This is a genomic window from Allobosea sp. CS1GBMeth4 (genome assembly GCF_900185715.1).
Classification (GTDB): Bacteria; Pseudomonadota; Alphaproteobacteria; order Rhizobiales; family Beijerinckiaceae; genus Allobosea.
Map to the genome: position 1 here is coordinate 96782 of NZ_FYAS01000031.1, position 24600 is coordinate 121381.

Here is a 24600-nt window from a genome sequence, read left to right on the forward strand (position 1 = left end):
GCCCCATGGCTCTGCCCGCCTCCCGCCCCGTCCCGCGTCCCGGCGTCCTCGACATCGAGGCCTATGTTCCCGGCAAGTCCGCGGCGCCGGCCGGCGTCAAGCTGCACAAGCTCTCCTCCAACGAAACCCCGCTCGGCCCGAGCCCGAAGGCCGTCGCCGCCTTTGGCGGCCTCGCCGGCAAGCTCGAGTTCTATCCCGACGGCTCGGCGACGAAGCTGCGCGAGGCGATCGCCGGCCGCTATGGGCTCGATCCCAACCGCATCGTCTGCGGCACCGGCTCGGACGAGTTGCTGCAGCTGATCACCAAGGCCTATCTGGGTGAGGGTGACGAGGGCGTGTTCACGCAGCACGGCTTCCTGGTCTACCGCATCGCCATCCTCGCCGCCGGCGGCAGGCCCGTGGTCGTGCCGGAGAAGACCCCCACCGCCGATGTCGACGCCATCCTCGCCGCGGTGACGCCGCGGACCAAGATCGTCTTCCTTGCCAATCCCAACAACCCGACCGGCACCTATCTGCCCTTCGACGAGGTCAAGCGCCTGCATGCCGGCCTCCCGGCCCATGTGCTGCTGGTGCTCGACGCCGCCTATGCCGAATATGTCCGGCGCAACGATTACGCCGCGGGCCTCGAACTCGTCGCCGAGAGCGAGAACGTCGTGATGACGCGCACCTTCTCCAAGATCTACGGGCTGGCCAATCTGCGGCTCGGCTGGCTCTACGGGCCGGCCCATATCGTCGATGCGCTGAACCGCACCCGCGGCCCCTTCAACGTCAACGGCGCCGCGATCGAGGCGGGCATCGCCGCGATCGCCGACGAGGCGCATCTCGCCGCCGCAATCGAGCACAACGAGACATGGCTGGCCTGGACCACGGCCGAGCTCGAGAAGCTCGGCCTCGTGGTGACGCCCTCGGTCGGCAACTTCATCCTGATCCACTTCCCGAAGGAAGCCGGCAGGAGCGCGAAGGAGGCCGACGCCTTCCTGACCCGGCGCGGGCTGATCCTGCGCGCCGTCGGCGCCTACGGCCTGCCCGACGCGTTGCGCATGACCATCGGCAGCGAGGAGGCCAACCGCCTCGTCGTCGCGGCGCTGGCCGAGTTCCTGGGCAAGGCCGCGTGAGCGCGCCGGACAGCTTCGCGCCGCGCCGGGACGAGCCGCTCTTCGGGCGGCTCGCCGTCATCGGCATCGGCCTGATCGGCTCCTCGATCGCGCATGCGGCCAGGGAGCTCAACCTCGCCCGCCACATCGTGCTGAGCGACGCCGATGCCGAGGTCCGCCGCCGGGCCCGCGAGCTCGGCCTCGGCCACGAGGTCGCAGAGACCGCCGCCGAGGCGGCGCGCGACGCCGACCATGTCGTGCTCTGCGTGCCGGTCGGCGCCTGCGGGGCGGTCGCGGCCGAGATCGCCGGCGTGCTGAAGCCCGGCGCGATCCTCTCCGATGTCGGCTCGGTCAAGCACGCGGTCGTGGAGGCGGTGACGCCGCACCTGCCGGAGGGCGTGCATTTCGTCCCGGCCCATCCGGTCGCCGGCACCGAGAATTCTGGCCCCGATGCCGGCTTCCCCAGCCTCTTCCTCAACCGCTGGTGCATCCTGACGCCGCCGGCCGGCACCGACCAGGGCGCCGTCGCCCGCACCCGCCAGTTCTGGGAGGGCATGGCGGCGATCGTCGAGGTGATGGGCTCGCAGCACCATGATCTCGTCCTCGCCATCACCAGCCATCTGCCGCATCTGATTGCCTACAACATCGTCGGCACGGCCGAGGATCTGGCGGCGGTGACGCAGTCGGAGGTGATCAAGTTCTCGGCCGGCGGCTTCCGCGACTTCACCCGCATCGCGGCCTCGGATCCGACCATGTGGCGCGACGTCTTCCTCGCCAACAAGGAGGCGGTGCTGGAGATGCTCGGCCGCTTCAACGAGGACCTCGCCATCCTCACCCGCGCCATCCGCTATGGCGACGGCGAGACCTTGCACAAGCACTTCACCCGTACGCGGGCGATCCGGCGCGGCATCGTCGCGCTCGGCCAGGAGAAGGCCGAGACGGAGAAGCTGAAAAAGGGATGAGGCGGCGCGGCCTCGGCGGCTCCGCGGCCGGCCGTGGAGCCGCCCGGCGCGCCGGCACTTTGCCTTGCCAAAGCGGGGGAGGGCTGATACAGCCCCACCCGTCGCCGCAATAGCTCAGCTGGTAGAGCACGTCATTCGTAATGATGGGGTCGGGGGTTCGATTCCCTCTTGCGGCACCATTTTCCTGATCCCGGCATTCGCAGATTCTCGAGAGACCGCCGGAACGGCCGTTCCCGGCGTTCGGCCTTCGCTGGCGCGCATCGCCGCCGCGAGCCTTCGCGAACAATGGCGGCCTGTGCGTCGGTGCGGGCCCGATGGACCTGCTGCATCCGGCCTTGAAGGCCGGCCGGCAGCGCCCAAATTGATCGCCGCGAAGATCCTTCGCGCCAATCGAAAGGAGCTTTCTGAAGGGGTTCATCGATGAGCCAGCCATCGATCGCGATCAGGCCGCCCACGCGTCCCCAGACCGACGACGCGGCCCTCGACCGGCTGTTGCACCCCAGCCGGTTCTATGAACGCCCCGGCGATGTCCTGCTCGACACCTCGCTGTCGCGCTCGGAAATGCGGGCGATCCTGTCATCCTGGGCTTCCGATGCCTGCGCCGTGGACTCGTGCCCTGCGTTGCGGCACCCGCCTTTCGCACCTCGGCCGGTCGGCTCCGATGAGGTCATGGAGGCGCTGTCCGTTCTCGATCGCGGCGCCGGCGGCGGACCGGCCGGCGCGGCGGGTATGAGTGCCGGCCTGTCGTCCGGAGCGCCGGTCTTCGTGTGACCAAGGAGGTCCGGATGGCGACCGTCACGGCCCCCCGGAGCGGGCGGCTCAGCGACAGGGGCCTGGCCCGCTTCGCGGCACTCGCGATGCTCGCCGGAGCGAGCGGGTTCCTCTTCGCGATCATCCTGGCATAGCCCGAGCCCCGCCGGCTTTCCGGCGGGGCTTTCCGCGTCGGGAAGAACGACGCACTCTCCTCTTGAACAACGATCGATCCGAACCAAATCCTCTGATGCCGATCGCCTTCCGATGGGATCGGCCGGCCAGCCGGCGCCTCGGGACCCGGGCTGGTCCGTCTTGTACCCATGTTGCTCGATGGAGGATGTGGCTATGAGAACAGTGTTCGATTTTTCTCCGCTCTACCGGTCGAGTATCGGCTTCGACCGTATGTTCAATGCCCTCGAAGCTGCGAGCCGGCTCGATACGGCCGGCCATTGGCCGCCCTACGACATCGTCAAGACCGGCGACGACGACTATCGCATCACGATGGCGGTCGCTGGTTTCGCGCAGGACGATCTCACCGTCACGCATGAGCCGAACATGCTCATGGTCTCGGGGCACAAGGCTGGCCAGGATGCGGGCGAATATCTCCATCACGGCATCGCCGAGCGCACCTTCGAGCGCCGTTTCGAGCTCGCCGACCACGTCAAGGTCGTCTCGGCTAGCCTCGAGAACGGTCTGCTGACGGTCGACCTCAAGCGCGAACTGCCGGAGGAGATGAAGCCGCGCCGGATCGAGATCGCGGCCGGCACGGCGCCGCTGCAGGGCGGGCGAGCCCAGATCGAAGCCGGGAAGCGCGCGGCCTGAGCCGCGCTGCCGGCCCCGAGGTCGGGCGCCGGGCGCGAGCCCGGCGTCGCCCGGATCGAACGTGTCGCGATCAGGCATTGAGCGATCGGCCCGAGCGCCGGCGACGGACCCGGACGCTGCCGGACTCGCCGCCGGAGGGTCGGCTCCGGACGAATGTCCGAGCGTTCGGAACCGGCCGCGCTCTCTTCCCGTTCTAGCTCCATCGTCTCGCCGAGGGCGGCTGCTCTCTCGGTCCTTCCAGCCCGTCACCGCTCGCTTCATGGCCGGTGCGTTGTCGTATCGATCAGGTCCCGCCGATGAAAATCGCCCAGATTGCCCCGCTCGCCGAATCCTGCCCGCCCAGGCTGTACGGAGGGACGGAACGGATCGTCTCCTACCTGACCGAGGAATTGGTCCGCCAGGGACACGAGGTGACCCTGTTCGCCAGCGGCGACTCGATGACCCGGGCCGAGCTCGTCCGTTGCTGCGACATGGCCCTGAGATTGAATCCGGCGGTCAAGGACCATCTGCCGTTCCACATCATGATGCTCGACGAGGTCCGGCGCCGGGCGGACGAGTTCGACGTCCTGCATTTCCACATCGAGCTTCTGCACTACCCGCTCATCCGCGACTTCGCCGATCGCACCGTCACGACCTTGCACGGCCGGCTCGACCTGCCCGATCTGAAGCCCTTCTACGCGGCCTTCCCGGAGATGCCGCTGGTCTCCATCTCGCATGACCAGCGCCGCCCTCTTCCCGACCATCTCAACTGGGCCGGCAATGTCCATCACGGCCTGCCGCGAGACCTGCTGCCCTTCAGGCCCGGGCCGCATGGCGACTACCTCGCCTTTCTCGGCCGCATCTCGCCGGAGAAGCGGCCGGACCGTGCCATCGAGATCGCTGCGCGCGCCGGGATGAAGCTCAAGATCGCGGCCAAGGTCGACAGGGTCGACCAGGCCTACTGGGACAGCACGATCGCCCCGCTGATCGCATCGCACCCGAATGTCGAGTTCATCGGCGAGATCGACGAGCCGCGGAAGGCCGAGTTTCTCGGTAATGCCCGCGCTCTGCTGTTTCCGATCGACTGGCCGGAGCCGTTCGGTCTCGTCATGATCGAAGCCATGGCCTGCGGGACACCGGTGATCGCGTTCCGCAGCGGCTCGGTTCCGGAGGTGATCGACGACGGCCTGTCAGGCTACATCGTCGACACCGTCGGCGATGCGGCGGAGGCGGTGGCTCGTCTGGATCAGCTCGATCGTGGTAGGGTGCGGGCGACCTTCGAGGAGCGCTTCACCGCCGAGCGGATGACGCAGGATTATCTCGCGGTCTATCGCGACCTGCCGGGCGCGCGGACCCAGATGGCACCCGTCCGGCAGCGCCGCGGCCACGAGCTTCCTCTGCAGGTCGTCGCATAGAGGCGGATCGGATATGCAGCCACTCGGCGCCGAAGCCATACCGCACGCACCCGCGCCGGCGGGAGGCGAAGCGGCCCACCAGGTTCAGTTCTTCATCCCCGCCACCGCCTCGCTTCAGGAGCGCCGGCCGCGGACGCTGAAGCACGACGACAGCTTCGCCGTCTTCGATCACAATGGCGACGCCCTCTCGGGGCCCGGCAGCCCCGAGGGCATCTTCTACCGCGATACCCGGCATCTGTCGCATCTCTACCTGACGATCGAGGGCCGGCGCCCGATGCTGTTGTCGTCGACGATGCGCGACGACAACGCGACCCTGACCTGCGACCTCACCAATCCCGATCTCTATGAAGATGGCCGGCTCAAGCTCGAGCATGACCTCATTCATGTGCGTCGCTCGCGCTTCCTCTGGAAAGCGGCGTGCCTCGAGCGCCTCGTCGTGCGGAACTACGACGAACGTCGCCGGCGGATCTCGCTGGAGATCGCCTTCGAGGCCGATTTCGCCGATCTGTTCGAGGTGCGCGGCACGCGGCGCGCCCGCCGCGGCGAGAAGCACCCGCCGAGGCTGGCCGCCGGCCGGGTGACCCTCGGCTATACCGGTCTCGACGGCAACCACCGGGTCACGACCCTGTCCTTCGAGCCGGCGCCGGCGCAACTCGCCGGGAATCGCGCGGTCTTCAGCTTCGATCTGGAACCGGGGGAGGCGCGGTCCCTGTTCGCGGAGATCAGTTGCGGCGCGGAGGAGGCGGATCATTCGCCGCGCCGCGCCTTCTTCGTCGCGCTGCGGGATGCGCGGCGCGCGCGGCGGGCTTCTGCCGCTCTGGCGGCCTCGATCACGACCTCGAACGAAGTCTTCAACGAGGGGGTGCGGCGAAGCATCTCGGACCTCTACATGCTGGTCACCGAGACGCCCGAGGGCTCCTACCCCTATGCCGGCATACCCTGGTTCAGCACGGTGTTCGGCCGCGATGCGCTGATCACGGCGCTCCAGACGCTGTGGTTCGACCCTTCGATCGCCCGCGGCGTGCTTCGCCATCTCGCCGCCAACCAGGCCAGGGCGCAGGATGCCGTGGCCGATGCCGAACCGGGCAAGATCCTCCACGAGGTCCGCTATGGCGAGATGGCCGAGCTCGGCGAGGTGCCGTTCCGCCGCTATTACGGCAGCGTCGATTCCACGCCGCTCTTCGTGATGCTCGCCGGCGGCTACCTGCGCCGCACCGGCGATCTAGCCACCCTGCGCCAGCTCTGGCCGAGCATCCAGGCGGCGCTCGGCTGGATCGAGCATCATGGCGACCGCGATGGCGACGGCTTCGTCGAATATGGCCGGCAGACCATCGAGGGCCTGGTCAATCAGGGCTGGAAGGACAGCCATGATTCGGTCTTTCACAGCGACGGCACCCTGGCGCGCGGACCGATCGCGCTGGCCGAGGTCCAGGCCTATGTCTACGCCGCCTGGCTTGCGGCCGGCGATATCGCCGGCCGCCTCGGCCATCCCGGTGAGGCCACGCGCTATCGCGAGCGGGCCGAGGCGTTGCGCGCCGCGTTCGATAGGACCTTCTTCGACGAGGCGCTCGGCACCTATGTGCTCGCCCTCGACGGCGAGAAGCGGCCATGTCGTGTCCGGACCTCGAATGCGGGGCACGCGCTGGCGACCGGCATCGCCTATCCGGAGCGGGCGGGCTCGGTCGTCCGGACCCTGATGGCCGGGGATTCGTTCTGCGGTTGGGGCGTACGCACCGTCGCCTCCGGCGAGGCCCGCTACAATCCGATGAGCTATCACAACGGCTCGGTCTGGCCGCACGACAATGCGCTCATCGCGGCGGGCTTCGCCCGCTACGGCTTCCGCCACGAAGCCGCGCGCGTCTTCGAAGGGCTCCATGCAGCCTCGACCTATATCGATCTGCATCGCCTGCCGGAGCTGTTCTGCGGCTTCCGGCGCCGGCGCGCCCAAGGTCCGACCTTCTATCCCGTCGCCTGCGCCCCGCAGGCCTGGGCCGCGACCGCGCCCTTGTTCATGCTCCAGTCGAGCATTGGTCTCGGCTTCGACCCCGAGCGGGGCCAGATCCTCTTCGAACAGCCCGTCCTGCCCGGCTTTCTGGACCAGGTCGTGCTCGACAATCTCACGGTGGCGGGCAACGCGGTGGCGGTGTCGCTCAGGCGTTCCGGATCGCAGGTCGTGGTGGAGGTCCTGAAGCGCAGCGGCCCCGTCGGCGTGCTGGTCGTCCACTGAGCGGCGGCGCGCAAGCCGCCTCAGCTCCCGCCGGCCGAACGCAGCCCCCTCGTCAGAGGCAGCGCCAGGCCGCACAGCGCGGCCATCGCGAAGAAGGCTGTGGCGCCGTAGCGGGCATAAAGCACGCCGGCTGCGAGCGTCAGCAGTGCCGTCGCCGCACCGGACGCCACGGCATAGACCGCCTGTCCCGTGGCGGCGAGTTCCGGCGGCACGCTCTGCGTCAGGATCCGGATGCAGGCGAGGTGCAGCAGGGCGAAGGTCGCTCCGTGGAACGGCTGCACCAGGGCGAGGACCAGCGGATCGGCCGTCAGCGCCATGATGCTCCACCGCGCCAGCCCGGCGAGGGCGGCGATGGCAGCCGCGGCGGCCGGGCCGACGCGCGCGACCAGGGGCGGGCCGACGACGAAGAACACGATCACCTCCGCCGCGACCGACAGCGACCACAGCAGGCTCGCCGTGCCCGGGCCGATGCCGGCCGCAGTCCAGCGGATCACCGCAAAGGCGTCGTGCATGGCGTGGCTGCCCAGGATCAGCGCAACAACCAGCAGAAGGCGGCGGAACACGGCGATTCGCATGAGCGCCGAGAAGCCGCCTTCGGGCGAAGCCGGGTCCTGCGCTGCCGGTCGCCGGTCGGATGGGGTGTCCGGGACCAGAAGCACCGCGAAGGCCGACACGACGAGCAGCCCCGCATGAAGCAGGACGATGGAGGTCAGCCCGATCGCGCCGACCATCTGCCCGGCGAGCAGCGTTCCGATGATGAAGGCCGCCGAGCCGGTGCCGCGGACCCAGCCATACTCGAAGCGCCTGGACCGGCCGTCTCCTGGCGCGACCGCCGCGCGCGAGGCCAGCGCATCCGCCAGGGTGGTGGTCGGCGCGAGCGCGGCCGCATGGAAGAGGCTGAACAGAAGCAGCGGCAGCAGGCCTCCGGCGGTCGCCAGGCCGAACGCGACCAGGCCTGCGATGCCGAGGCAGCTGGCGAGCACCATCCGCCGTGCCCTCCGCCGGTCGGCGATCCGTCCCGCTGCCGGGCCGGACACCAGCCGCACCGCCGTGCCGAGGGCGAGGAGCAGGCCGAGCTCTTCCGAAGCGACGCCGCGCGTCTCGAAATAATGCGGCCAGAACGGCGACGCCACGCCGAAGGCGGCATAGATCAGCGCATAGAGCAGGACGAAGCCCGCCAGCAGGTCGCGGTTTACCCCACCTCGCCGATCCTGACCCGCCACGACGCGCTCCAACCGGCAGGTCGGCGTCATCGCCGGGCGCCCTGCTGACCTGCCCCTGCGTGATGAAACGCCGCCGGGGCCGTTCCGGTTGCGCCGGCGAACGACGCCGGCCTCCGGACGGTCAGCCGAGGTCGACGGCGCGCCCGCCAGGACCCTCGCTCGAGCCGGCCGGTGCTATCTCGCGACGGCAGCCGGGAAGGTCCAGGTCCCGTTCAGGATCTCCGCACGGGGACGATAGAGCCGGACCATGTAGTTCCAGCCTTCCATGATCGGCAGGCAATTGGGAATCGTGCCGTCGCAGCCGCCGAACTGGATATCGAAGCTGCCGTCGGCGCTTTTCCTGGCGGTGATGCTGTTGAGCGAATAGGCGCCGAGTTCGTTCTTCTCGAAGAAGCCGTCCTTGTTGTAGAGGCTGACCGACCAGAAAGCGTCGACCGGCACGCTCGCCGGTACCTTCAGGCCGTAGACCGTCCTGCCGTCGTTCTTCTCGGGGACGACATTGAGGTAGACGGCCTCCTTGTCGGGGTTGCCGCCCCAGCCCGAGGCGGCGCCGAGCAGGAAGCGGACCGGGTCGACCTCCGCCCGCGTGCCGAACATCCGGTTCTTGTCGGGCAGGGTATCGCTGAGCGCGATCAGCAGGTCGCGGACCTTCTTCTGGCTGGTCTGGTCCCAGGCCGGGATCTCGAACTTGCCCGGCCCGCCCGGCTGCTCGACCTTGATCGCGTCCTGCACCGCATGGGCCTGCTTCATGTCGTCCTTGTCGGCCGGATCGGCCAGCGTGCGGAACGCCACGGCCACATAGCGCGTGCCGACGGTGTCGCGCGTCAGGGTGTAGCGGCCCGGCTTGTAGGCGACCCGATGAGTGTACTGATCCTCGTCGAACACCTGCATCGAGATGAAGCGTCGGCCCGCATCGGGGATCGTGATCGTGACCGGCCCGGCATCGAGATCGAACACCGCCGACGAGTAGAGGGTGTCGCGGTTGAGGCGGATCACGGTCTGCTTGTCGAGTGGTGCCGGCTCGCGCGTGTGGTCGAACTTGCCGAAGCCGCCATTCCTGACGATGCCGGCGAAGTAGAGATCCGATTCCGCGCGCGCGAAGTTATCGACCGTGACCGGGACGGGCTTCGGCTGGGGAGCAGCCTGCGCATGAGCGGCCGCGACAGGGCCGAGCACGGCCAGGACCGCCAGTGAGAGGAGCTGCTTCATGATCGCTTCCTTGTGTCTGGTGATGGGGATGGGGCGGGCGGGGATCCGGGCCGAGGGGGCCGCGCGGACTACGCCGCCCGCACGAGCGGCGGCTGCTTCCAGCGGCGGTCCAGCGCCTCGGGCTTGGGCCAGTAGAGGCGCAGCGTCGTCCAGAACGGCCCGGCGGGCACCGGCAGCCAGTTCGCCTCGCGCTCCGGTCCCGGGGAATCGTGCTGGAGATGGAGCGTCACCAGCCCGTCCGGATCCCGCTTCAGCGAGGGCAGCATCGGCGAGTTGATGAGGTAGCGGTTGAGCACATTCGCCGAGAGCAGGCTCTGCGGCAGCTCGTAGACGGTGAGCGACCAGAAAGCGTTGACCGGGAACGAGCGCTTCGGATCGAAGCGCAGCGTATAGCGTCCGTCGCGGCCGTTCAGCGCCTTGCCGGCGGAATCGTTGTAATAGAAGGGGTAGAGCGCTTCTTCCTTCGAGTTGCCGTAGATGCCCAGCGCGGCCGAGGCCATGCGGATCATGTAGTCGTTCTTCAGGAAGCTCCGCGTTCCGAATCCCTCCGCCGCGGTGCGCCGGCCGGTGTCGAGCTCGCCGGCCTTGAAGGCGGCGAAGGCCTTCCAGGCGTCGGCCATGCCGTCCTCGAGCACCTTGCGCCGCTCGGGCGCGAGGCTGGCGGCATCCAGGACCTTGCCCGGCTCGATGCCGATGCGGGCGAAGCGCTGACGTAGGGCCCGCTCGGACGGGTGTATCGGGCAGAATTGCAGGATGAAGCCCAGGATCTGAAAGAACTCGGCCGAATTGCGCTGCTTCTCGGGCGGGGGCGGCCGGGGAAAGTCGATGGCGGGCGCTGCTGCCGGCGCCGGCTCGCCGAGAAATTGCGAGAGCGGCTGCACCTTGTAGCCAGCCTGGATCGCCTTGACCTTCTCGATGTCGGAGGGCTCGAACAGCTGGGTCCGGTAGAGCACGAAGGCGAACTGGGTCTCGCAGCGGATGACGCGCTTCACGCCGGGCGGCCTGCGGCCCGTCCAGCCCGGGCCGGCGAGCAGGAAGCTGCCGGCTTCGTTGCCGGTGGCGCGGCTGCCGACATAGGCGAAGTTGAAGGTGTACTGGTCGATGAACTGGAGCGAGTAGTAGCGGCCCGCCTCGACGGCGGGAACGGAGATCACCAGCGGCTCGGCACGCAGGTCGGCGCCGATATAGGAATAGGGCGTGTCCGAGTTCGGCGTCTGGATCGCCTTGTCCTCGGGCGTATAGACGCGCGCCGTGTTGGCGATCACATTCCACGGCGCCTTGAATTCGGGGCCGCCGCGATCCGCGAAGTACGAATACTGGATGCGGTAATTGTCGACGAGCGGGAAGCCCCAGATCGTCGCCTCCTTCGCGATCGCGCGCAGCGCTCCAGCTTCGGCGGCTTCGGCGGAAGGGCTCGCGGCCGGGCCGAGCGCGGCGCCCGCTCCGATGCCCGCGAGCGATGCGAGCAGGGCTCGCCTGCTGATGGAGAGGGGGCTTGCCATGATCATCTTCTTCCGCGGAGGGGCCGGACGGGTCGGAATGGGTCGGCGATCACGCCTGACGGCGGCGCGAGCAGACCCGGCGGGGGGAAGCGGTCGGGCATCGGCATGATGGCCAGGCGCGCCGTCAGAACCGGTAGCTCGCGGCCAGGATCGGGCCGTGCATGGTCGTGTCGTAAAGGAAACGGCCCTTGCGGTAGTCGACATGCAGGGCCCGGTAGCCGGCGTGGAGCGTCCAGCTCTCGTTCCAGCGGTAGTTCACGGTACCGAGCGCCTGCCATGTCAGCCGCGAGCCGGCATCGAAGCCCCCGACATCTCCGATCAGGGTCACGCTCCACGGCCCGCCGAGGCGCGCGATCAGCCGGCCGGCCAGCACCGGATCGAGCCAGCTCTCCGCCTCGGAATGCGTGAGGGCGAGGTTCAGCGCGCCCGGGCCGATCGTCAGGCGGTTGTCGAGATTCCAGAAGCGCAGGCCGGCACCGAGATCGATGTCGAAGGTCGCGTCGCTGTGAACGCGATAGAGCGCGGAAGCCTGAATGGTCACGGTTTGGGAACGCAGCTTCACCGTCGAAAAGAAGGGGCCCGGCAGTGTCGCGCCCGAGGTCATCTGCGAGACCATCACGTCGGCGATGAGGCCCCAGTTGCCGAGCCGCATCTCGGCGACGCCCATCACCCCGCCGTTGAAGTCCTTCAGGATGTCGCCGAAGCTGAGATCGACCTTTGCCGCGGGCAGCGGCGGCAGCGTCGAGGCGCGTCCGTGCAGCGCCGAGGCCCAGCCATAGCCGGTGAAGGAGAAGCTCGGGCCGCTGGCCGGAGCGAGCGGGGACGGTTGGTTGGCCGCGGGCGGCACGTCGGCGGCCGCGGCCGGAGACCCGCCGATCAGGACCGCCGTGACGGCGACAATCAGCTTCATGCCCTGGTGTCCTCCATGATCGTCCGCTCGGGCGTTGCTTCGAAGACGAGGCGGATCCGAGCCGCCCATTCCGTCGCGGCTTGCCGCTCTCGTCATTGCGCCCGCCCGGGCCGCCGCTGGCGGCCCGGTTCGGCTCGCCTGCCGCTAATGCCTTGGGCTTCTGCCGAGTAGAGGCGGAGATTTGCGATGAAGGAACAGCCCGGCGAAGCAGGAAGCTATTTCGTCTCCTCATCCTTACTCCAAGTTTTCTTATATATGTAAAGATCTACTCGGTCGGCGGCATTGAAAGTCGGCATCGGTCGACATCTGCGTTGCACTAGCGGGTAGTATGGTCGCTCCTGAAATCGTATTTTGTCCCGAATCGGACAAAGTTGGAGTTTTTTCATGGGGCAAGTCGGCAGGGCGCGTGCCGAGCAGATCATGAGCGAGCGTGGCTGGCTGCCCTTGCTGCCGGAGGCGTTCCGGGCCGACGTGCTGCGGCGTTCGGTCCTGCTGCATTTCGCGCCGGGCGAGACGGTGTTTCGCCTCGACGATCCCGCCGGCGGGGTTTACGGGCTCGTGGCGGGCACCGTCAGCGTCAGCCTCGCCCCGGCCGGCGCGACGCCGCGCCTGATCCTTTTGGGCGTGCCGGGTCACTGGACCGGCGAGGGCTGCTTTCTCACGCGCAAGCCGCGCAGGGCCGAGATGAAGGCCGTCGTCGAGACGACGATGCTGCATCTCCCCCTCGCGGCGATGGACCAGATGGCCGCGCGCGATCCGGCGGTGGTGCACCATGTCTCGCTCTTGCTGATGATGACGGTCGAGTTCCTGTTCCGTGTGATCAACGATCTGCAGAAGCCGGAGGCGGACCGGCGGATCGCCTCGGTGCTTCAGCGCACGACCTGGATCGGGGAAGCGCCGATCCCGCTGACGCAGAGCGAGGTCGGCGTCATGGCGAACGCCTCGCGCAAGCAGGTCAACGCCGCCATCAGACGCTTCTCCGAGGCCGGCTGGCTGACCAATACCTACCGCTCGATCGACATCACCGACCCGGCAGCGCTCCGCCGCTTCGCCGATGGGGACGGCTCCGATTGATCGCGAAGGTCCCCGCGGCTCTCGCCCGATGCCGGCTCCGGTTGCGGCGATCTTTCCGGCCGTCGCGGCCGCGGGCGCCGGCGTTGGCTGCCGCCGCCCGCGATCGCTCGGCTCAGGGCTTGAACTCGTAGCCGGGGCCGATCGCGACGTCGGCCGGGATCGGCGGCAGGTCGTTGAACAGGGCCGGGTGCTCCTGCATCACCTCGAGGATGTGCTTCGGCTCGATGTGCTTGTTCACGTCGAAGCCGGACTTCAGGAAGCCCAGCCGGTTGAGACGGTCGAGCGCCGCCCACATCGCCCGGTAGTTGTTGGCCGAGAGGCGCCTGTCGGCCTGCTGGATGTTGAACTCCATCGCGGCCTCGGCGATCTCCGGCTTGAGCCCCGGAATCCAGCGCGTGCCGACATGGGCGGCGGCCTTCGGGTTCTTGCGCATCCACTGATCGGCCTCGGAGACCGCGGCGAGGAATTTCTCGATCTTGGCGCCGTTGGCGGCCACCCAGGGCCGCAGCGCGACGTTGAAGCCGACATAGGCGATGACGTCGCCGCCGCGGATGACCTCGATCGCGCCCGGAACGTCCTTGAGCGCGATGATAGGCCAGGGATCCCAGCCGACGAAGGCGTCGATCCCCTTGGCCAGCAGCGCCACCGTCATATCGGGCGGCGGCGTGTTGACCAGCGTCACATCGGCGACGCCGAGCCCGCCCTTCTCGATCAGGGCGAGGATGTAGAGATGGTTGATCGTGCCGAAGGAGGCGGCGATCTTCTTGCCCTTGAGGGAGGCGAGATCGCCCTTGGCGATCCCGGCATCGGAGCGGGCGACGAGCGCCATGGTGGCGTCCGAGCCGCGGCGGGTCGCATTGCCGCTGTAGTTGCCAAGCGCGACGAGATCCATGCCCCGCACCACGGCCCCGATCATCGGCACGCCGACCTGGACGATCTCGCTCTCGCCGGCCTGCAGCGCGTTCAGGGCGTCGACGCCGGTCGCGTAGGGCCGGGCGATATCGACGTCGAGCCCCCATTTCTCGAAGAAGCCCCGCTCCAGCGCGATGGGCAGGCCGAGCTGGTCGATGCCGGTGACCATCCCGGCCTTCAGCTTCGCCAGCTGCTGCGCCCTGACGACGGCCGGCGCGGCGACGACCGCCGCTCCGGCAAGCATGGTCCTGCGTGTGATCATCACGATCCTCCCGGTTGCAAGGGCTCGATCCTCTTCACCCAGTGGTACCGGGCGATGGCGTTGAGTTGGCTCTTGTCGATATTCCTGACCTCGACGCTGTTGCCGTCGGTGCCCGAGACGCGCCCGAAGCGCTGGAAGATCAGGATGTGGAAGCGCTCGGGGGCGAAAGGCAGCGAGATCAGCGCGCTGACGCGCTGGCGCTCGGGGAAGCCGCCGGCGATCTTGGCGGGGGCTGCCAGCACGAGCCAGCCCTGCCAGGCGAGCCACGCGACCAGCAGGCCGAGCAGGATGCGGCCGCGCCTGGACGCGAGGGCTGCGCGGACCAGCGTCATGCTGCCCTCACCAGCGCCAGGACCTTGTTGGACAGGGATTTGAAGGCGTCGTCCTCGACCAGCCTGTCCCAGACGCGCGGCCGCGCCAGCGGCACCTCGACCTGCTCCAGGATGCGGCCCTTCGACAGCACCACGACGCGGTTCGCCAGGAAGACCGCCTCGGGCACGTCATGCGTGATGAAGACGACGGTCGGCCGCCGATCCTCCCAGATCCGGGTGAGCTCCTCCTGCAGCGTCATGCGGGTCTGCGCGTCGACGCTGGCGAAGGGCTCGTCCATCAGCAGGATGTCCGGCTCGTTGGCGAGGGCCCGCACGACGCCGACGCGCTGCTGCATGCCGCCGGAGAGCTCGTTGGGATAGCGGTCCGCCGCATGCGCCAGGCCGACCAGCCCGAGATAGTCCCGGGCGATCTCGTCCCGCTCGGCCTTGGGGACGCCGCGCATCTTGGGGCCGAAGCCGACATTCTCGAGCACCGTCTTCCAGGGAAACAGGGCGAAGGACTGGAAGACCACGCCCCTGTCGGCGCCCGGCCCCCTGACCGGCTCGCCGCCGACCAGGATCTCGCCGCCGGACGGCGCGATGAAGCCGGCGACCATGTTCAGGATCGTCGACTTGCCGCAGCCGGACGGGCCGACGATCGCGACGAATTCGCCGGCCGGTACGTCCAGCGAGATGTCGTGCAGCGCCGTATGGTGCGAGCCGGCATAGAGGTCGAAATAGGTCTTGGAGAGGGATTTCAGGCTGAGCGTCTTCACTGCGTCACGAGCCCCCAGCGACGACCGGTGGCGCGCTCGATCGGCGCCAGCACCCAGGCATCGACGATGTACCAGAGGATGCCGAGCACGATCATGCCGAGCACGATCTCGACCACCGATCCGGCCCGGCGCGCATCGAACATCAGGAAGCCGATGCCGCTCGTGCCCACGATCATCTCGGCGGCGATCAGCGCGCGCCAGCCATAGCCCAGACCGTTGCGCAGGCCGGTGATGACGTTGGGCAGCGCGCCGGGGATTACGACCTCGGTGAGGACGCGCGCCGGCGTCGCGCCCAGGCTCTGGGCGGCGCGGTAGAGCTCGACGCGCACGGAGCGGACGCCCAGCACCGTGTTGAGCACCACGGGGAAGAGCACCGTGTAGACGATGATGACCGTCATCGTCGTCATGCCGAAGCCGAACCAGATGATCAGGATCGGCAGCCAGGCGATGTCGCCGATCGCCTGGAAGAACAGCAGGATCGGCCACAGCGCGGTATAGGCGCGTCTGCTGAGGCCGATCAGCAGGCCGAGCGGGATTCCGAGCGCCATGCCGACAGCCGCTCCGGCCGCGAGGCGGGCGATGCTGTCGCCGAGATACTCGGGCAGGATGCCCCTGTAGACCAGCGAGCCGAAGGCGCGCACCACATCCATCGGCGAGGGAAAGAAGGCGGGTGGGAACGGTCCCCAGGCCGCGACCGCCCACCACAGCGCGACCACGGGTACGAAGGGCGCGAGCGTCTGCAGCACCGGCCATTTCGCGGAGGTGCGAAGGCACCAGCTCCACAGGACGAGGGCTGCGTTCATGCGCGCACCAGCCCCCAGCGTTCGATCGTGGCCCGCTCGAGCGGGGCCAGAAGCAGCCGGTCGATCGACAGCCAGAGTGCGCCGATGACGATCATGCCGAGGACGATCACCTCGGTCTGGTAGAAGTCGCGGGCGACGAACAGCATGTAGCCGAGCCCGACATTGGTCGCGATCATTTCGGCCGCGATCAGCCCGCGCCAGGCGAAACCGAGCCCGGTGCGGATCCCGGTGACGATGTTCGGCAGGGCGCCTGGCAGCAGCACGTCGCTGAGCATGGCCCGCCGCCCGGCGCCGAGCGAGGCGGCGGCGTGGCGAAGCGGCATCGGGATCGTCGAGACCCCGAGCAGCGTGTTGTAGACGACGACGAAGAAGACGGCGTTGAAGATGACGAAGACGATCGCGCCGAAGCCATAGCCGAACCAGAGCGTGGCGATCGGGATCCAGGCGATGCCGGCGAGCACGGAGAAGAAGCGCAGGAGCGGGGTCAGGAAGGCGGAGAGGCCCCTGCTGATCCCCATCAGGATGCCGAGCGGAACTGCCACCAGGACGGCGAGGACGGTGCCGATCGCGACCCGCGCGAGGCTCGTCGCGGCATGTGTCAGCAAGCTGCCGTCGCGCAGGCCGGCAAGACCCGCTCCGATCACGGCCGCGACGCTCGGGAAGATCTGCGGTCTGACCTGGAAAGCCGGAACGACCACCGCCCAGATCAGGACCAGCGCGGCCAGAGGCATGACAAAGGTCAGCGCCCCCGCGAGGCGGTTGCCGGCTCCCATGCATCCTCCCTTTCGTGTGCCGACAGGCCACGAAGCACTCGGCCCGGCTGCGCCATGGCGGTGCGTGCCGGGTCAGGAATGCGCGTCCCCTGTCGCGGTCCGGTCGAGCGGGCCTGGAGACTGTCGCATCGCGCGTTCAAAGGAGTACAGGGCGCCTTTTCGGCCGACAACCCGCATCCGGCGCATGCCCTCGTTACGCCCGGCGGGGTCGGGCCTCACATGGCGACCTCCACGGGCCGCTTGCGTCACCGCTGATATGTCGATAAGTCTCGACATATGGAAAACGAGCTTGTCATCCTCGCTTTGGCCGCGCTGGCGCAGGGCACCCGCCTCGACGTGTTCCGCCTGCTGGTGGCGGCGGAGCCCGAGGGGCTGCCGGCGGGTGAGGTCGCGCGGCGGTTGGAGGTGCCGCACAACACCATGTCGTCGCATCTCGGCATCCTCAGCCGCGCCGGCCTGATCCGTTCGGAGCGCTTCAGCCGCTCGATCGTCTACCGGGCCGATCTCGATGCCCTGCGCTCGGTGCTCGCCTTTCTCCTCAAGGATTGTTGCGGCGGCCATCCCGAGATCTGCGCGCCCCTGCTTGCCGAACTGACCCCTTGCTGCCCGCCGAAGGTGACGACCGATGCCTGATCGCGTCTACAACGTACTGTTCCTCTGCACCCACAACTCCGCCCGCTCGATCATGGCCGAGGCGCTGCTCAACCATCTCGGGGCAGGCCGCTTTCGCGCTTTCTCGGCCGGCAGCGAAGGTGGCCCCGGCCCGAAGCCGATGGCGCTCAAGGTGCTCGAGGCCGAGGGCATCCCGACCGCCGGGCTGTCGTCGAAGACCTGGGACGTGTTCGCGGCGCCCGGCGCCCCGGTCATGGATATGGTCGTCACCGTCTGCGATCAGGCGGCCGGCGAGACGTGCCCCTACTGGCCCGGTCAGCCGATCACCGCCCATTGGGGGATCGAGGATCCCTCGCATGTGGAAGGCAGCGAGATCGAGCGCGAGCGCGCCTTCGTGACCGCGCTCCGGTATCTGCGCAACCGCATCGGCGTGCTGCTCTCGCTGCCTGTCGCCAGCCTCGGCCAGATGGCGCTGGCGCAGCAGCTCCGGCAGATCGGTGCGCTCGACGGCGCGACCCGGCAGGCGTCCGGAGCCGACATGATGGACGTCGTCATCTACCACAATCCCGACTGCGGCACGTCCCGCAACGTGCTCGGCCTGATCCGCAATGCCGGGGTCGAGCCTCACGTCGTCGAATACCTGAAGACGCCGCCGACACGTGCGCTGCTGCAGCGGCTTCTGGCCCGCGCCGGGCTGAGCGTGCGCGAGATCCTGCGCGAGAAGGGCACGCCCTTCGCTGAGCTCGGGCTGGGCAACCCGGACCTTGCCGACGACGCGCTGCTCGACGCCATCGAGGCTCATCCCATCCTGATCAACCGGCCGCTCGTGGTCTCGCCCAAGGGCGTGCGGCTGTGCCGTCCGTCCGAGGCCGTTCTCTCGCTGCTGCCGCCGCAGCTCGGCGAGTTCCGCAAGGAGGACGGCGAGCTCGTCGTCGATGCGGCCGGCCGTCCCGTCGCTCTCGCCTGAGGTCGCCATGTCCACCTTCGAACGTTATCTCACGGTATGGGTCGCGCTGTGCATCGTCGCCGGTGTCGCGCTCGGCCACCTCATGCCCGGCGTCTTCCAGGCGATCGGCATGGCCGAGATCGCCAAGGTCAACCTGCCGGTCGCGGTGCTGATCTGGCTGATGGTCATCCCGATGCTGCTGAGGATCGACTTCGCCGCGCTCGGCGAGGTCGGCCGGCACTGGCGCGGCATCGGCGTGACGCTCTTCGTCAACTGGGCGGTCAAGCCGTTCTCGATGGCCGCCCTCGGCTGGATCTTCATCGCCTGGCTGTTCCGCCCCTGGCTCCCGGCCGACCAGATCGACAGCTACATCGCCGGGCTGATCATTCTCGCCGCGGCCCCCTGCACGGCGATGGTCTTCGTCTGGTCGAATCTCACCAGGGGCGAGCCGCATTTCACGCTGAGCCAGGTCGCGTTGAACGACGCGATCATGGTCGTCGCCTTCGCGCCGATCGTCGGTCTTCTCCTCGGCCTGTCGGCGATCACCGTGCCCTGGGGCACGCTCCTCCTCTCCGTCGTCCTCTACATCGTCATTCCGGTCGTCGTGGCGCAGTTCGTTCGCCGCCGCGTGCTGGCGCGCGGCGGTGAGGCGGCGCTGGAGCGCCTGCTCGGCCGTCTGGGGCCGGCTTCGCTGCTCGCGCTGCTCACCACGCTCGTCCTCCTCTTCGGCTTCCAGGGCGAGCAGATCCTCGCTCAGCCCATGGTGATCGCGCTGCTGGCGGTGCCGATCCTGATTCAGGTCTACCTCAATGCCGGGCTCGCCTATTTCCTCAACCGCATCGCCGGGGAACAGCATTGCGTCGCCGGGCCGTCCGCGCTGATCGGCGCCTCCAATTTCTTCGAGCTCGCCGTTGCGGCTGCGATCAGCCTGTTCGGCTTCAATTCCGGAGCGGCTCTCGCCACCGTCGTCGGCGTGCTGATCGAGGTCCCGGTCATGCTGACAGTCGTCTCGATCGTGAACCGGTCGAAAGCCTGGTACGAGCGCGGAGCCGCCGTCCGAGAGGTTCGCGTCGCCGATTAATTCGATTATTGTCGAAATATCGCTTGACCAAACCGACGAGGCGGGGCAAGCTATTTCCATGAACTTCGAAGAAGCGGCACGGCAGCTGGAAGCGCTCGGCAATCCGACGCGGCTGCAGCTCTACAGGATCCTGGTCAGGGCCGGGCATGCCGGCCTGCCGGTCAATCAGGTGCAGGAGCGTCTCGGCATCCCGGCCTCGACGCTCTCGCACCACCTTCAGCGCCTCGTGCAGAACGGCCTGGTCTCGCAGGAACGTCAGGCCACGACGTTGATCTGCCGGGCCGTCTATCCCGCGATGGCGGCGCTGCTCGGCTTCCTGGCCGACGAATGCTGCATCGAGGAGGGCTGCCCGGCCGCGCCGGGACAGGCCGCCTGAGCGGCTTTTTATTTGCCATTTAATTCGATCATTCTAGTATCACTGAAGGAGAGAGAAATGAGAGAACTTCCCGTCGCCGTCATCGGAGCGGGGCCGGTCGGGCTCGCCGCCGCTGCCAACCTCCTCGCTCGCGGTCTCGCGGTGAAGGTCTACGAGGCCGGCGCCAGCGCCGGCGCCAACGTGGCGGATTGGGGCCATGTGCGCCTGTTCTCGCCTTGGGAATACGATATCGACCGCGCCTCGCGCGCCCTTCTCGAACGCTCGGGCTGGCGCGCGCCGGAGCCGGAAAGCCTGCCGACCGGCGCGGAGCTGGTCCGGCGATATCTCGTTCCCCTGGCGCAGACCCCCGAGCTGGCGGCCGTGATTGAATACGGCACGCGGGTCACGGCGATCGGCCGCCACGGCATCGACAAGGTCGTCAGCCATGATCGTGAATTGCACCCGTTCCAGCTTACGATCGTCGACGCGGCCGGCCGCACCCGCCGTGAACTCGCCCGTGCCGTGATCGACGCTTCCGGGACCTGGCGGTCGCCCAACCCGCTCGGAGCCGGCGGCGTCCCTGCCGAAGGCGAGGAGGCACTGGCCGGGCGCATCGACTACGGCATTCCGGACGTGCTCGGGCGCGATCGCGCCAAGTACGCGGGGAGCACGACCCTGGTGATCGGCGCCGGCCATTCTGCCGCGAATGTGCTGCTCGATCTCGCCGAGCTCGCGCTGGAGGAGCCCGCGACCAGGGCGATATGGGCGACGCGCGGCACCGATCTGTCCCGCGTCTATGGCGGCGGGGCGGACGACCAGCTCGCCGCGCGGGGCGAACTCGGCCAGAGGCTCAGGCAGCTGGTCGAGAGCAATGCCATCGGGCTCGTCACCGGCCTCGCCGTCACGGCGCTGCGCCAGGCGAGCGGGGGCGTCGCGGTCGAGGGCGAGACGTCCACGGGCCCGCGCACGATCGGCCCGGTCGACCGCATCGTGGCCTGCACCGGCCAGCGCCCGGACCTCTCGCTGACCCGCGAACTGCGTCTCGAGCTCGACCCCTGGCTGGAGAGCGTCAGGGCGTTGGGCCCGCTGATCGACCCGAACCTGCATTCCTGCGGATCGGTGCCGCCGCATGGGCATCGCGAATTGGCCCATCCGGAGCCTGGCTTCTACACCGTCGGCATCAAGAGCTATGGGCGCGCCCCGACCTTCCTGATGGCGACCGGCTACGAGCAGGTCCGCTCTGTGGTCGCCGCGATCGCCGGCGACAGGGCGGCCGCCGACGACGTCCAGCTCGTCCTGCCGGAGACCGGGGTCTGCACGACGACGCGCGACAGCGTCGGCGGCGGGTGCTGCGGCGGCCCGGCTCCGGCCGAACCGGACGCCTGCTGCGTCGACGATGCCGCCGCGAAAGCGCAGGGCAAGCCGGGCTGCGGCTGCGGCGGCTCGGCGAGGGCAGGCGAGGCCGCCCCGGCGCGATGACGAGGCAGCCGACCCCGCAAGCCGAGCCGGCCGTCGAGGCCGGAGCCTCGCTCATCCTGGCGCTGGGGGTGACGCAGGTCGCCGGCTACGGCGCGCTCTATTATGCCTTCGCGGTGCTGGCGCCCGGCATCACCAGAAGCCTGGGCTGGGCGCCCGAATGGACCTATGGCGGCTTTGCCCTCGGCCTGCTCGCCGGCGGTCTGGCCGCTCCCTTCGCCGGGCGCCTGATCGACCGCCATGGCACGCGCCGCATGATGAGCATCGGCAGCGTGCTGGCGAGCCTGTCGCTCCTCGCCTTGTCGAGGGCCGAGGGAGCTGTCGGCTATTACGCGGCGATGATCGCTCTCGAGGTCGTGTCGACGCTGGTGCTGTACGACGCCGCGTTCACGGCTCTCACCCAGGCGCATGGCGCGCGCGCCAGACGCGCGATCAGCAAGCTGACGCTGATCGGCGGCTTCGCCTCGACCCTGTTCTGGCCGCTGACCACCGCGCTGCAGGCGCATACCGACTGGCGGACCATCTACCAGATCTACGCGCTGGGCTACGGCGTCCTGGCCTTGCCCTTGCATGCGTTCCTCCTGCCGCGCGGCCGGGCCACGCTGGCCGCGAGAGCGGCCCCGCCGTCCGGGACGCCGAGCCCCGGGGGCTATCTCGCCGGCACGGCCCGCCGGCGGGCCTTTGCCCTGCTCGCGATCGCGTTTTCGCTGCAGGGATTCGTCGTCTCGGCCATGTCGGTCCACATGCTGACGCTGCTGCAGGGGTTCGGCTTCAGTGCGGCGCTGGCGGTCACGCTGGGAGCCATGGTCGGTCCCTCGCAGGTAGCCGGACGCCTCGTCGAGATGCTGTTCGGCGCAAACGTGTCTCCGGTGACGACCGCCTGGGTGTCGGGCGCCCTCATGCCGCTCGGCTTCGCCCTGCTCGCTGCCGGCGGTGGCATGGCTGCGCTCGCCGGGCTGTTCGCCGTCGCCTATGGCGTCAGCATGGGGTTGAGCTCGATCGTCCGCGGCACGGTGCCGCTCCAGCTCTTCGGTCCGGCCGGCTATGGCGCCATGCTCGGCAAGCTGTCCGCGCCCGGCCTCGCCATTCGCGCCGCCGCGCCGCTCGCCTTCGCGGTGATGATGGAGCGCGCCGGGCTTTTCGCGAGCACGGCGGTGCTGATCGGGCTGTCCGGTGCGGCGGCGCTGGCGCTGCTCCTGCTCGCCCGCGGGGTGCCGCGATAGCGGGCTGAGGCTGGGGGCCGGAGTCGTCGGCTTGCCGGGCCGGGGACGTCATGCCCCGGCTGGCGCCATCGGCGGTCAGCTGCGTGGCGTGAGCCGGTGGCAGCGGGCCTCGTGCCCGCTCGCGACCGGGACCGGTTGCGGCACGGCCCCAGCGCAGGCCTCGACGAAGCGTTCGCAGGGCGGGCCGAAGGCGCAGCCGGGCGGTAGCGCGGCGAGGTCCGGCGGCGCGCCGGGATCGCCTTGAGGCGCTCGCCAGGGCCCAGCGTGCCATGGGCGCGCGAGGCGAGCAGACCCTGCGTATAGGGATGCGCGGCGTTGCTGGTGACGTTGCGGCAGGAGCCGCTCTCGACGATGCGCCCGCCATACATCACGGCGATCCGGTCGGCGATCTCGACGGCGACGCCGATATCGTGCGTCACGAAGACGATGGCGAGGCCGAACTCGCGCTGGAGCTCGCGCAGCAGCAGCGGAAGAGCGCGTCGTCGACATATTTCTCGTGGATCTTCTGGAGGATCGCGGTCTGCTCCTTCGGGTCGAAGGTGATGCGGACGTGATCGAAGAGCTTGTCCATCTCCGGATCGCAGTGCGCGCGCGATCGATGGGCGAAACGGCGCGGAAAGCGGCTGCTTCGGGCGAAGTCCTATCGTTCGGGCCCGCCTCTTCGCCCCGCCGGCCGCTGGTGTCGGCGGTTTCCGGGCGACGAGGCCTCGGACGGAGGGGAGAGGCTGGGGCCGCCGGCCCTTTCCAGCACGCCGGCGATCTGGATAATGACGTGGTACCCCCATCGGACTGATCGGCGATATGACCATCTCCATCGGAGTCATCGGCGCCGGGCTGATCGGCCGCCGGCATCTGCGGACGATCGCCGACCATCCCGACTTCGCGCTGGCGGGCATCGCCGACCTGAACGCAGAGGCGGTCGCAGCGCAAAATCCCGGCGCGCGCATCTTCGCCGATTATCGCCGGCTTCTCGACGAAGCCCGCCCCGAAGCCGTGATCGTCGCTTCGCCCAATCAGCTCCATGGCGAGAACGGCATCGAATGCGCGCGGCGCGGCATTCACATCCTGGTCGAGAAGCCGGTCACCGATACGCTCGAGGCGGCGGCTGCGCTGATCGCCGAGGTCGACCGCACCGGGGTCCGGTCGCTGGTCGGCCACCATCGGCGCCATCACCGGCAGGCCGGGACATTGCGCGACCTGCTGCGCGAGCGCCGGATCGGCGATCTCGTCGGCGTTTCCGCCGTCTGGGCGGCCTGCAAGCCCGAGAGCTATTTCGCGGCCGCGCCCTGGCGGACGCAGGCCGGCGGCGGGCCGGTCCTGATCAACCTGATCCACGAGATCGACCTGCTGCGCTTCGCGGTCGGCGAGATCGCCGCGGTCGGCGCCGTCACCTCCAATCATCGGCGCGGCTTCAGGGTGGAGGACACCGCCGCGGTGCTGATCGAGTTCGAGACCGGCGCCCTCGGCTCCATCTTCATCAGCGACAGCGCGGTCTCGCCCTGGACCACCGAACAGGGCGTCGGCGAGTCCGCCGAGCTCCCGTTCAGCGGCGAGAGCAACTACCGCTTCATGGGCAGCCTGGGCGCGCTCGAATTCCCCGGCTTGGTGCACTGGTCGCAGGACGAGGGTGCGCGGGGCTGGAATCATCCGATCCGGGCGCAGCGCCTGCTTGCGGCGACGATCGACCCTTACCGGGCCCAGCTCGACCATTTCCGCGATGTGATTCGCGGCGCCGCGCCGTCCCTGCAGACCGTGGAGGACGGGGCACGCACGCTCGTCGCCACGCTGGCGGTGACGGAGGCCGCGGCAAGCGGCCGCCGCGTCGACCTCCGCGACCGTTACGCCCTGCTCGGCGGCGCGGCTCGGCAGCGCAAGACGTCCTGAGCGCGGGGAATGGCCG

At 69.0% G+C, this 24600-nt stretch carries 23 protein-coding genes, 1 tRNA gene and 2 pseudogenes; 16 read left to right on the top strand and 10 right to left on the bottom strand.

The annotated features are described in order from the left end of the window. Positions 1–5 precede the first annotated feature (5 nt). The 7 genes from CS1GBM4_RS19105 to CS1GBM4_RS19135 all read left to right on the top strand — a co-directional run bounded on the left by CS1GBM4_RS19105 (position 6) and on the right by CS1GBM4_RS19135 (position 7252). The gene (locus tag CS1GBM4_RS19105) at positions 6–1115 is read left to right on the top strand and encodes a histidinol-phosphate transaminase (protein WP_186420334.1); all 1110 of its coding nucleotides are present in this window, start codon (positions 6–8) and stop codon (positions 1113–1115) included. Then, entirely contained in the window at positions 1112–2056 is a 945-nt protein-coding gene (locus tag CS1GBM4_RS19110) for a prephenate/arogenate dehydrogenase family protein (protein WP_186420335.1), read from the top strand. The genes CS1GBM4_RS19105 and CS1GBM4_RS19110 overlap by 4 nt, the downstream gene beginning before the upstream one ends. A gap of 103 nt (positions 2057–2159) precedes the next feature. Further along, positions 2160–2235, top strand: a tRNA-Thr gene (locus tag CS1GBM4_RS19115). A 241-nt stretch (positions 2236–2476) separates the two neighbouring features. Next, positions 2477–2827 (top strand): hypothetical protein, encoded by a 351-nt coding sequence (locus tag CS1GBM4_RS19120; protein WP_186420336.1) that lies wholly within the window; start codon positions 2477–2479, stop codon positions 2825–2827. A gap of 327 nt (positions 2828–3154) precedes the next feature. After that, on the top strand, positions 3155–3631 hold the full coding sequence (locus CS1GBM4_RS19125; RefSeq protein WP_186420337.1) for an Hsp20 family protein: 477 nt from the start codon (positions 3155–3157) through the stop codon (positions 3629–3631). A gap of 296 nt (positions 3632–3927) precedes the next feature. Beyond that, positions 3928–5025 carry a glycosyltransferase family 4 protein gene (locus tag CS1GBM4_RS19130; protein WP_186420338.1) on the top strand — a complete coding sequence of 366 codons (1098 nt, stop codon included), beginning with the start codon at positions 3928–3930 and terminating at the stop codon, positions 5023–5025. A 13-nt stretch (positions 5026–5038) separates the two neighbouring features. Beyond that, positions 5039–7252, top strand: a complete 2214-nt coding sequence (locus tag CS1GBM4_RS19135) for an amylo-alpha-1,6-glucosidase (RefSeq protein ID WP_186420339.1) — start codon at positions 5039–5041, stop codon at positions 7250–7252. Between the two features lie 20 nt (positions 7253–7272). Here the strand turns inward: CS1GBM4_RS19135 and CS1GBM4_RS19140 are convergent, their stop codons facing one another. The 4 genes from CS1GBM4_RS19140 to CS1GBM4_RS19155 form a co-directional block, all read right to left on the bottom strand. Further along, the gene (locus tag CS1GBM4_RS19140; RefSeq protein WP_186420340.1) at positions 7273–8505 is read right to left on the bottom strand and encodes an MFS transporter; all 1233 of its coding nucleotides are present in this window, start codon (positions 8503–8505) and stop codon (positions 7273–7275) included. A 144-nt stretch (positions 8506–8649) separates the two neighbouring features. Next, positions 8650–9684 (bottom strand): DUF1254 domain-containing protein, encoded by a 1035-nt coding sequence (locus CS1GBM4_RS19145; RefSeq protein ID WP_186420341.1) that lies wholly within the window; start codon positions 9682–9684, stop codon positions 8650–8652. Positions 9685–9752: 68 nt separating this feature from the next. Then, positions 9753–11186 carry a DUF1254 domain-containing protein gene (locus tag CS1GBM4_RS19150; protein ID WP_186420342.1) on the bottom strand — a complete coding sequence of 478 codons (1434 nt, stop codon included), beginning with the start codon at positions 11184–11186 and terminating at the stop codon, positions 9753–9755. A 124-nt stretch (positions 11187–11310) separates the two neighbouring features. Further along, positions 11311–12096 carry a hypothetical protein gene (locus tag CS1GBM4_RS19155; RefSeq protein WP_186420343.1) on the bottom strand — a complete coding sequence of 262 codons (786 nt, stop codon included), beginning with the start codon at positions 12094–12096 and terminating at the stop codon, positions 11311–11313. A 384-nt stretch (positions 12097–12480) separates the two neighbouring features. Between CS1GBM4_RS19155 and CS1GBM4_RS19160 the strand changes: the two genes are divergently transcribed. After that, on the top strand, positions 12481–13170 hold the full coding sequence (locus CS1GBM4_RS19160) for a Crp/Fnr family transcriptional regulator (protein ID WP_186420344.1): 690 nt from the start codon (positions 12481–12483) through the stop codon (positions 13168–13170). Positions 13171–13282: 112 nt separating this feature from the next. On the opposite strand, the gene CS1GBM4_RS19165 is transcribed toward CS1GBM4_RS19160, so the two are convergent. From CS1GBM4_RS19165 to CS1GBM4_RS19185, 5 genes are read right to left on the bottom strand one after another with little or no spacing between them, the layout of a single operon-like run. Next, positions 13283–14344, bottom strand: a complete 1062-nt coding sequence (locus CS1GBM4_RS19165) for an NrtA/SsuA/CpmA family ABC transporter substrate-binding protein (RefSeq protein ID WP_244607306.1) — start codon at positions 14342–14344, stop codon at positions 13283–13285. Continuing rightward, positions 14344–14676: a hypothetical protein gene (locus CS1GBM4_RS19170; protein WP_186420345.1), complete on the bottom strand. Its 333-nt coding sequence runs from the start codon at positions 14674–14676 to the stop codon at positions 14344–14346. The genes CS1GBM4_RS19165 and CS1GBM4_RS19170 overlap by 1 nt, the downstream gene beginning before the upstream one ends. Continuing rightward, positions 14673–15431, bottom strand: a complete 759-nt coding sequence (locus CS1GBM4_RS19175) for an ABC transporter ATP-binding protein (RefSeq protein ID WP_186420346.1) — start codon at positions 15429–15431, stop codon at positions 14673–14675. Before CS1GBM4_RS19175 ends, CS1GBM4_RS19170 begins: the two co-directional genes overlap by 4 nt. Continuing rightward, positions 15428–16234, bottom strand: coding sequence for an ABC transporter permease (locus tag CS1GBM4_RS19180; protein ID WP_186420347.1), 807 nt, complete (start codon positions 16232–16234; stop codon positions 15428–15430). The genes CS1GBM4_RS19175 and CS1GBM4_RS19180 overlap by 4 nt, the downstream gene beginning before the upstream one ends. Further along, the gene (locus tag CS1GBM4_RS19185; protein WP_186420348.1) at positions 16231–17007 is read right to left on the bottom strand and encodes an ABC transporter permease; all 777 of its coding nucleotides are present in this window, start codon (positions 17005–17007) and stop codon (positions 16231–16233) included. Before CS1GBM4_RS19185 ends, CS1GBM4_RS19180 begins: the two co-directional genes overlap by 4 nt. Positions 17008–17283: 276 nt before the next feature. On the opposite strand from CS1GBM4_RS19185, the gene CS1GBM4_RS19190 reads away from it, so the two are divergent. From CS1GBM4_RS19190 to CS1GBM4_RS19215, 7 genes and pseudogenes are all read left to right on the top strand, one after another. Then, the gene (locus CS1GBM4_RS19190) at positions 17284–17640 is read left to right on the top strand and encodes a helix-turn-helix domain-containing protein (RefSeq protein ID WP_186420349.1); all 357 of its coding nucleotides are present in this window, start codon (positions 17284–17286) and stop codon (positions 17638–17640) included. Beyond that, positions 17633–18136, top strand: a pseudogene (locus CS1GBM4_RS24475) (arsenate reductase ArsC); the annotation flags it as partial. The gene CS1GBM4_RS19190 and the pseudogene CS1GBM4_RS24475, both read left to right, overlap by 8 nt. 24 nt (positions 18137–18160) lie before the next feature. Then, complete coding sequence (arsC, locus tag CS1GBM4_RS24480; protein WP_210201605.1) at positions 18161–18586, top strand: arsenate reductase (glutaredoxin); 426 nt, start codon at positions 18161–18163, stop codon at positions 18584–18586. A 7-nt stretch (positions 18587–18593) separates the two neighbouring features. Further along, complete coding sequence (arsB, locus tag CS1GBM4_RS19200) at positions 18594–19646, top strand: ACR3 family arsenite efflux transporter (RefSeq protein ID WP_186420351.1); 1053 nt, start codon at positions 18594–18596, stop codon at positions 19644–19646. A gap of 58 nt (positions 19647–19704) precedes the next feature. After that, the gene (locus CS1GBM4_RS19205; protein ID WP_186420352.1) at positions 19705–20022 is read left to right on the top strand and encodes a metalloregulator ArsR/SmtB family transcription factor; all 318 of its coding nucleotides are present in this window, start codon (positions 19705–19707) and stop codon (positions 20020–20022) included. 57 nt (positions 20023–20079) lie between these two features. Beyond that, on the top strand, positions 20080–21480 hold the full coding sequence (locus CS1GBM4_RS19210; protein WP_186420353.1) for an FAD-dependent oxidoreductase: 1401 nt from the start codon (positions 20080–20082) through the stop codon (positions 21478–21480). After that, positions 21477–22700, top strand: coding sequence for an MFS transporter (locus CS1GBM4_RS19215; RefSeq protein WP_186420354.1), 1224 nt, complete (start codon positions 21477–21479; stop codon positions 22698–22700). Before CS1GBM4_RS19210 ends, CS1GBM4_RS19215 begins: the two co-directional genes overlap by 4 nt. Before the next feature lie 75 nt (positions 22701–22775). Here CS1GBM4_RS19215 and CS1GBM4_RS24685 read toward each other — a convergent pair. Next, positions 22776–23173 (bottom strand): annotated as a pseudogene (locus CS1GBM4_RS24685) (oligopeptide/dipeptide ABC transporter ATP-binding protein); the annotation flags it as partial. Between the two features lie 328 nt (positions 23174–23501). On the opposite strand from CS1GBM4_RS24685, the gene CS1GBM4_RS19225 reads away from it, so the two are divergent. Next, the gene (locus CS1GBM4_RS19225) at positions 23502–24584 is read left to right on the top strand and encodes a Gfo/Idh/MocA family oxidoreductase (RefSeq protein WP_186420356.1); all 1083 of its coding nucleotides are present in this window, start codon (positions 23502–23504) and stop codon (positions 24582–24584) included. Positions 24585–24600 lie beyond the last annotated feature (16 nt).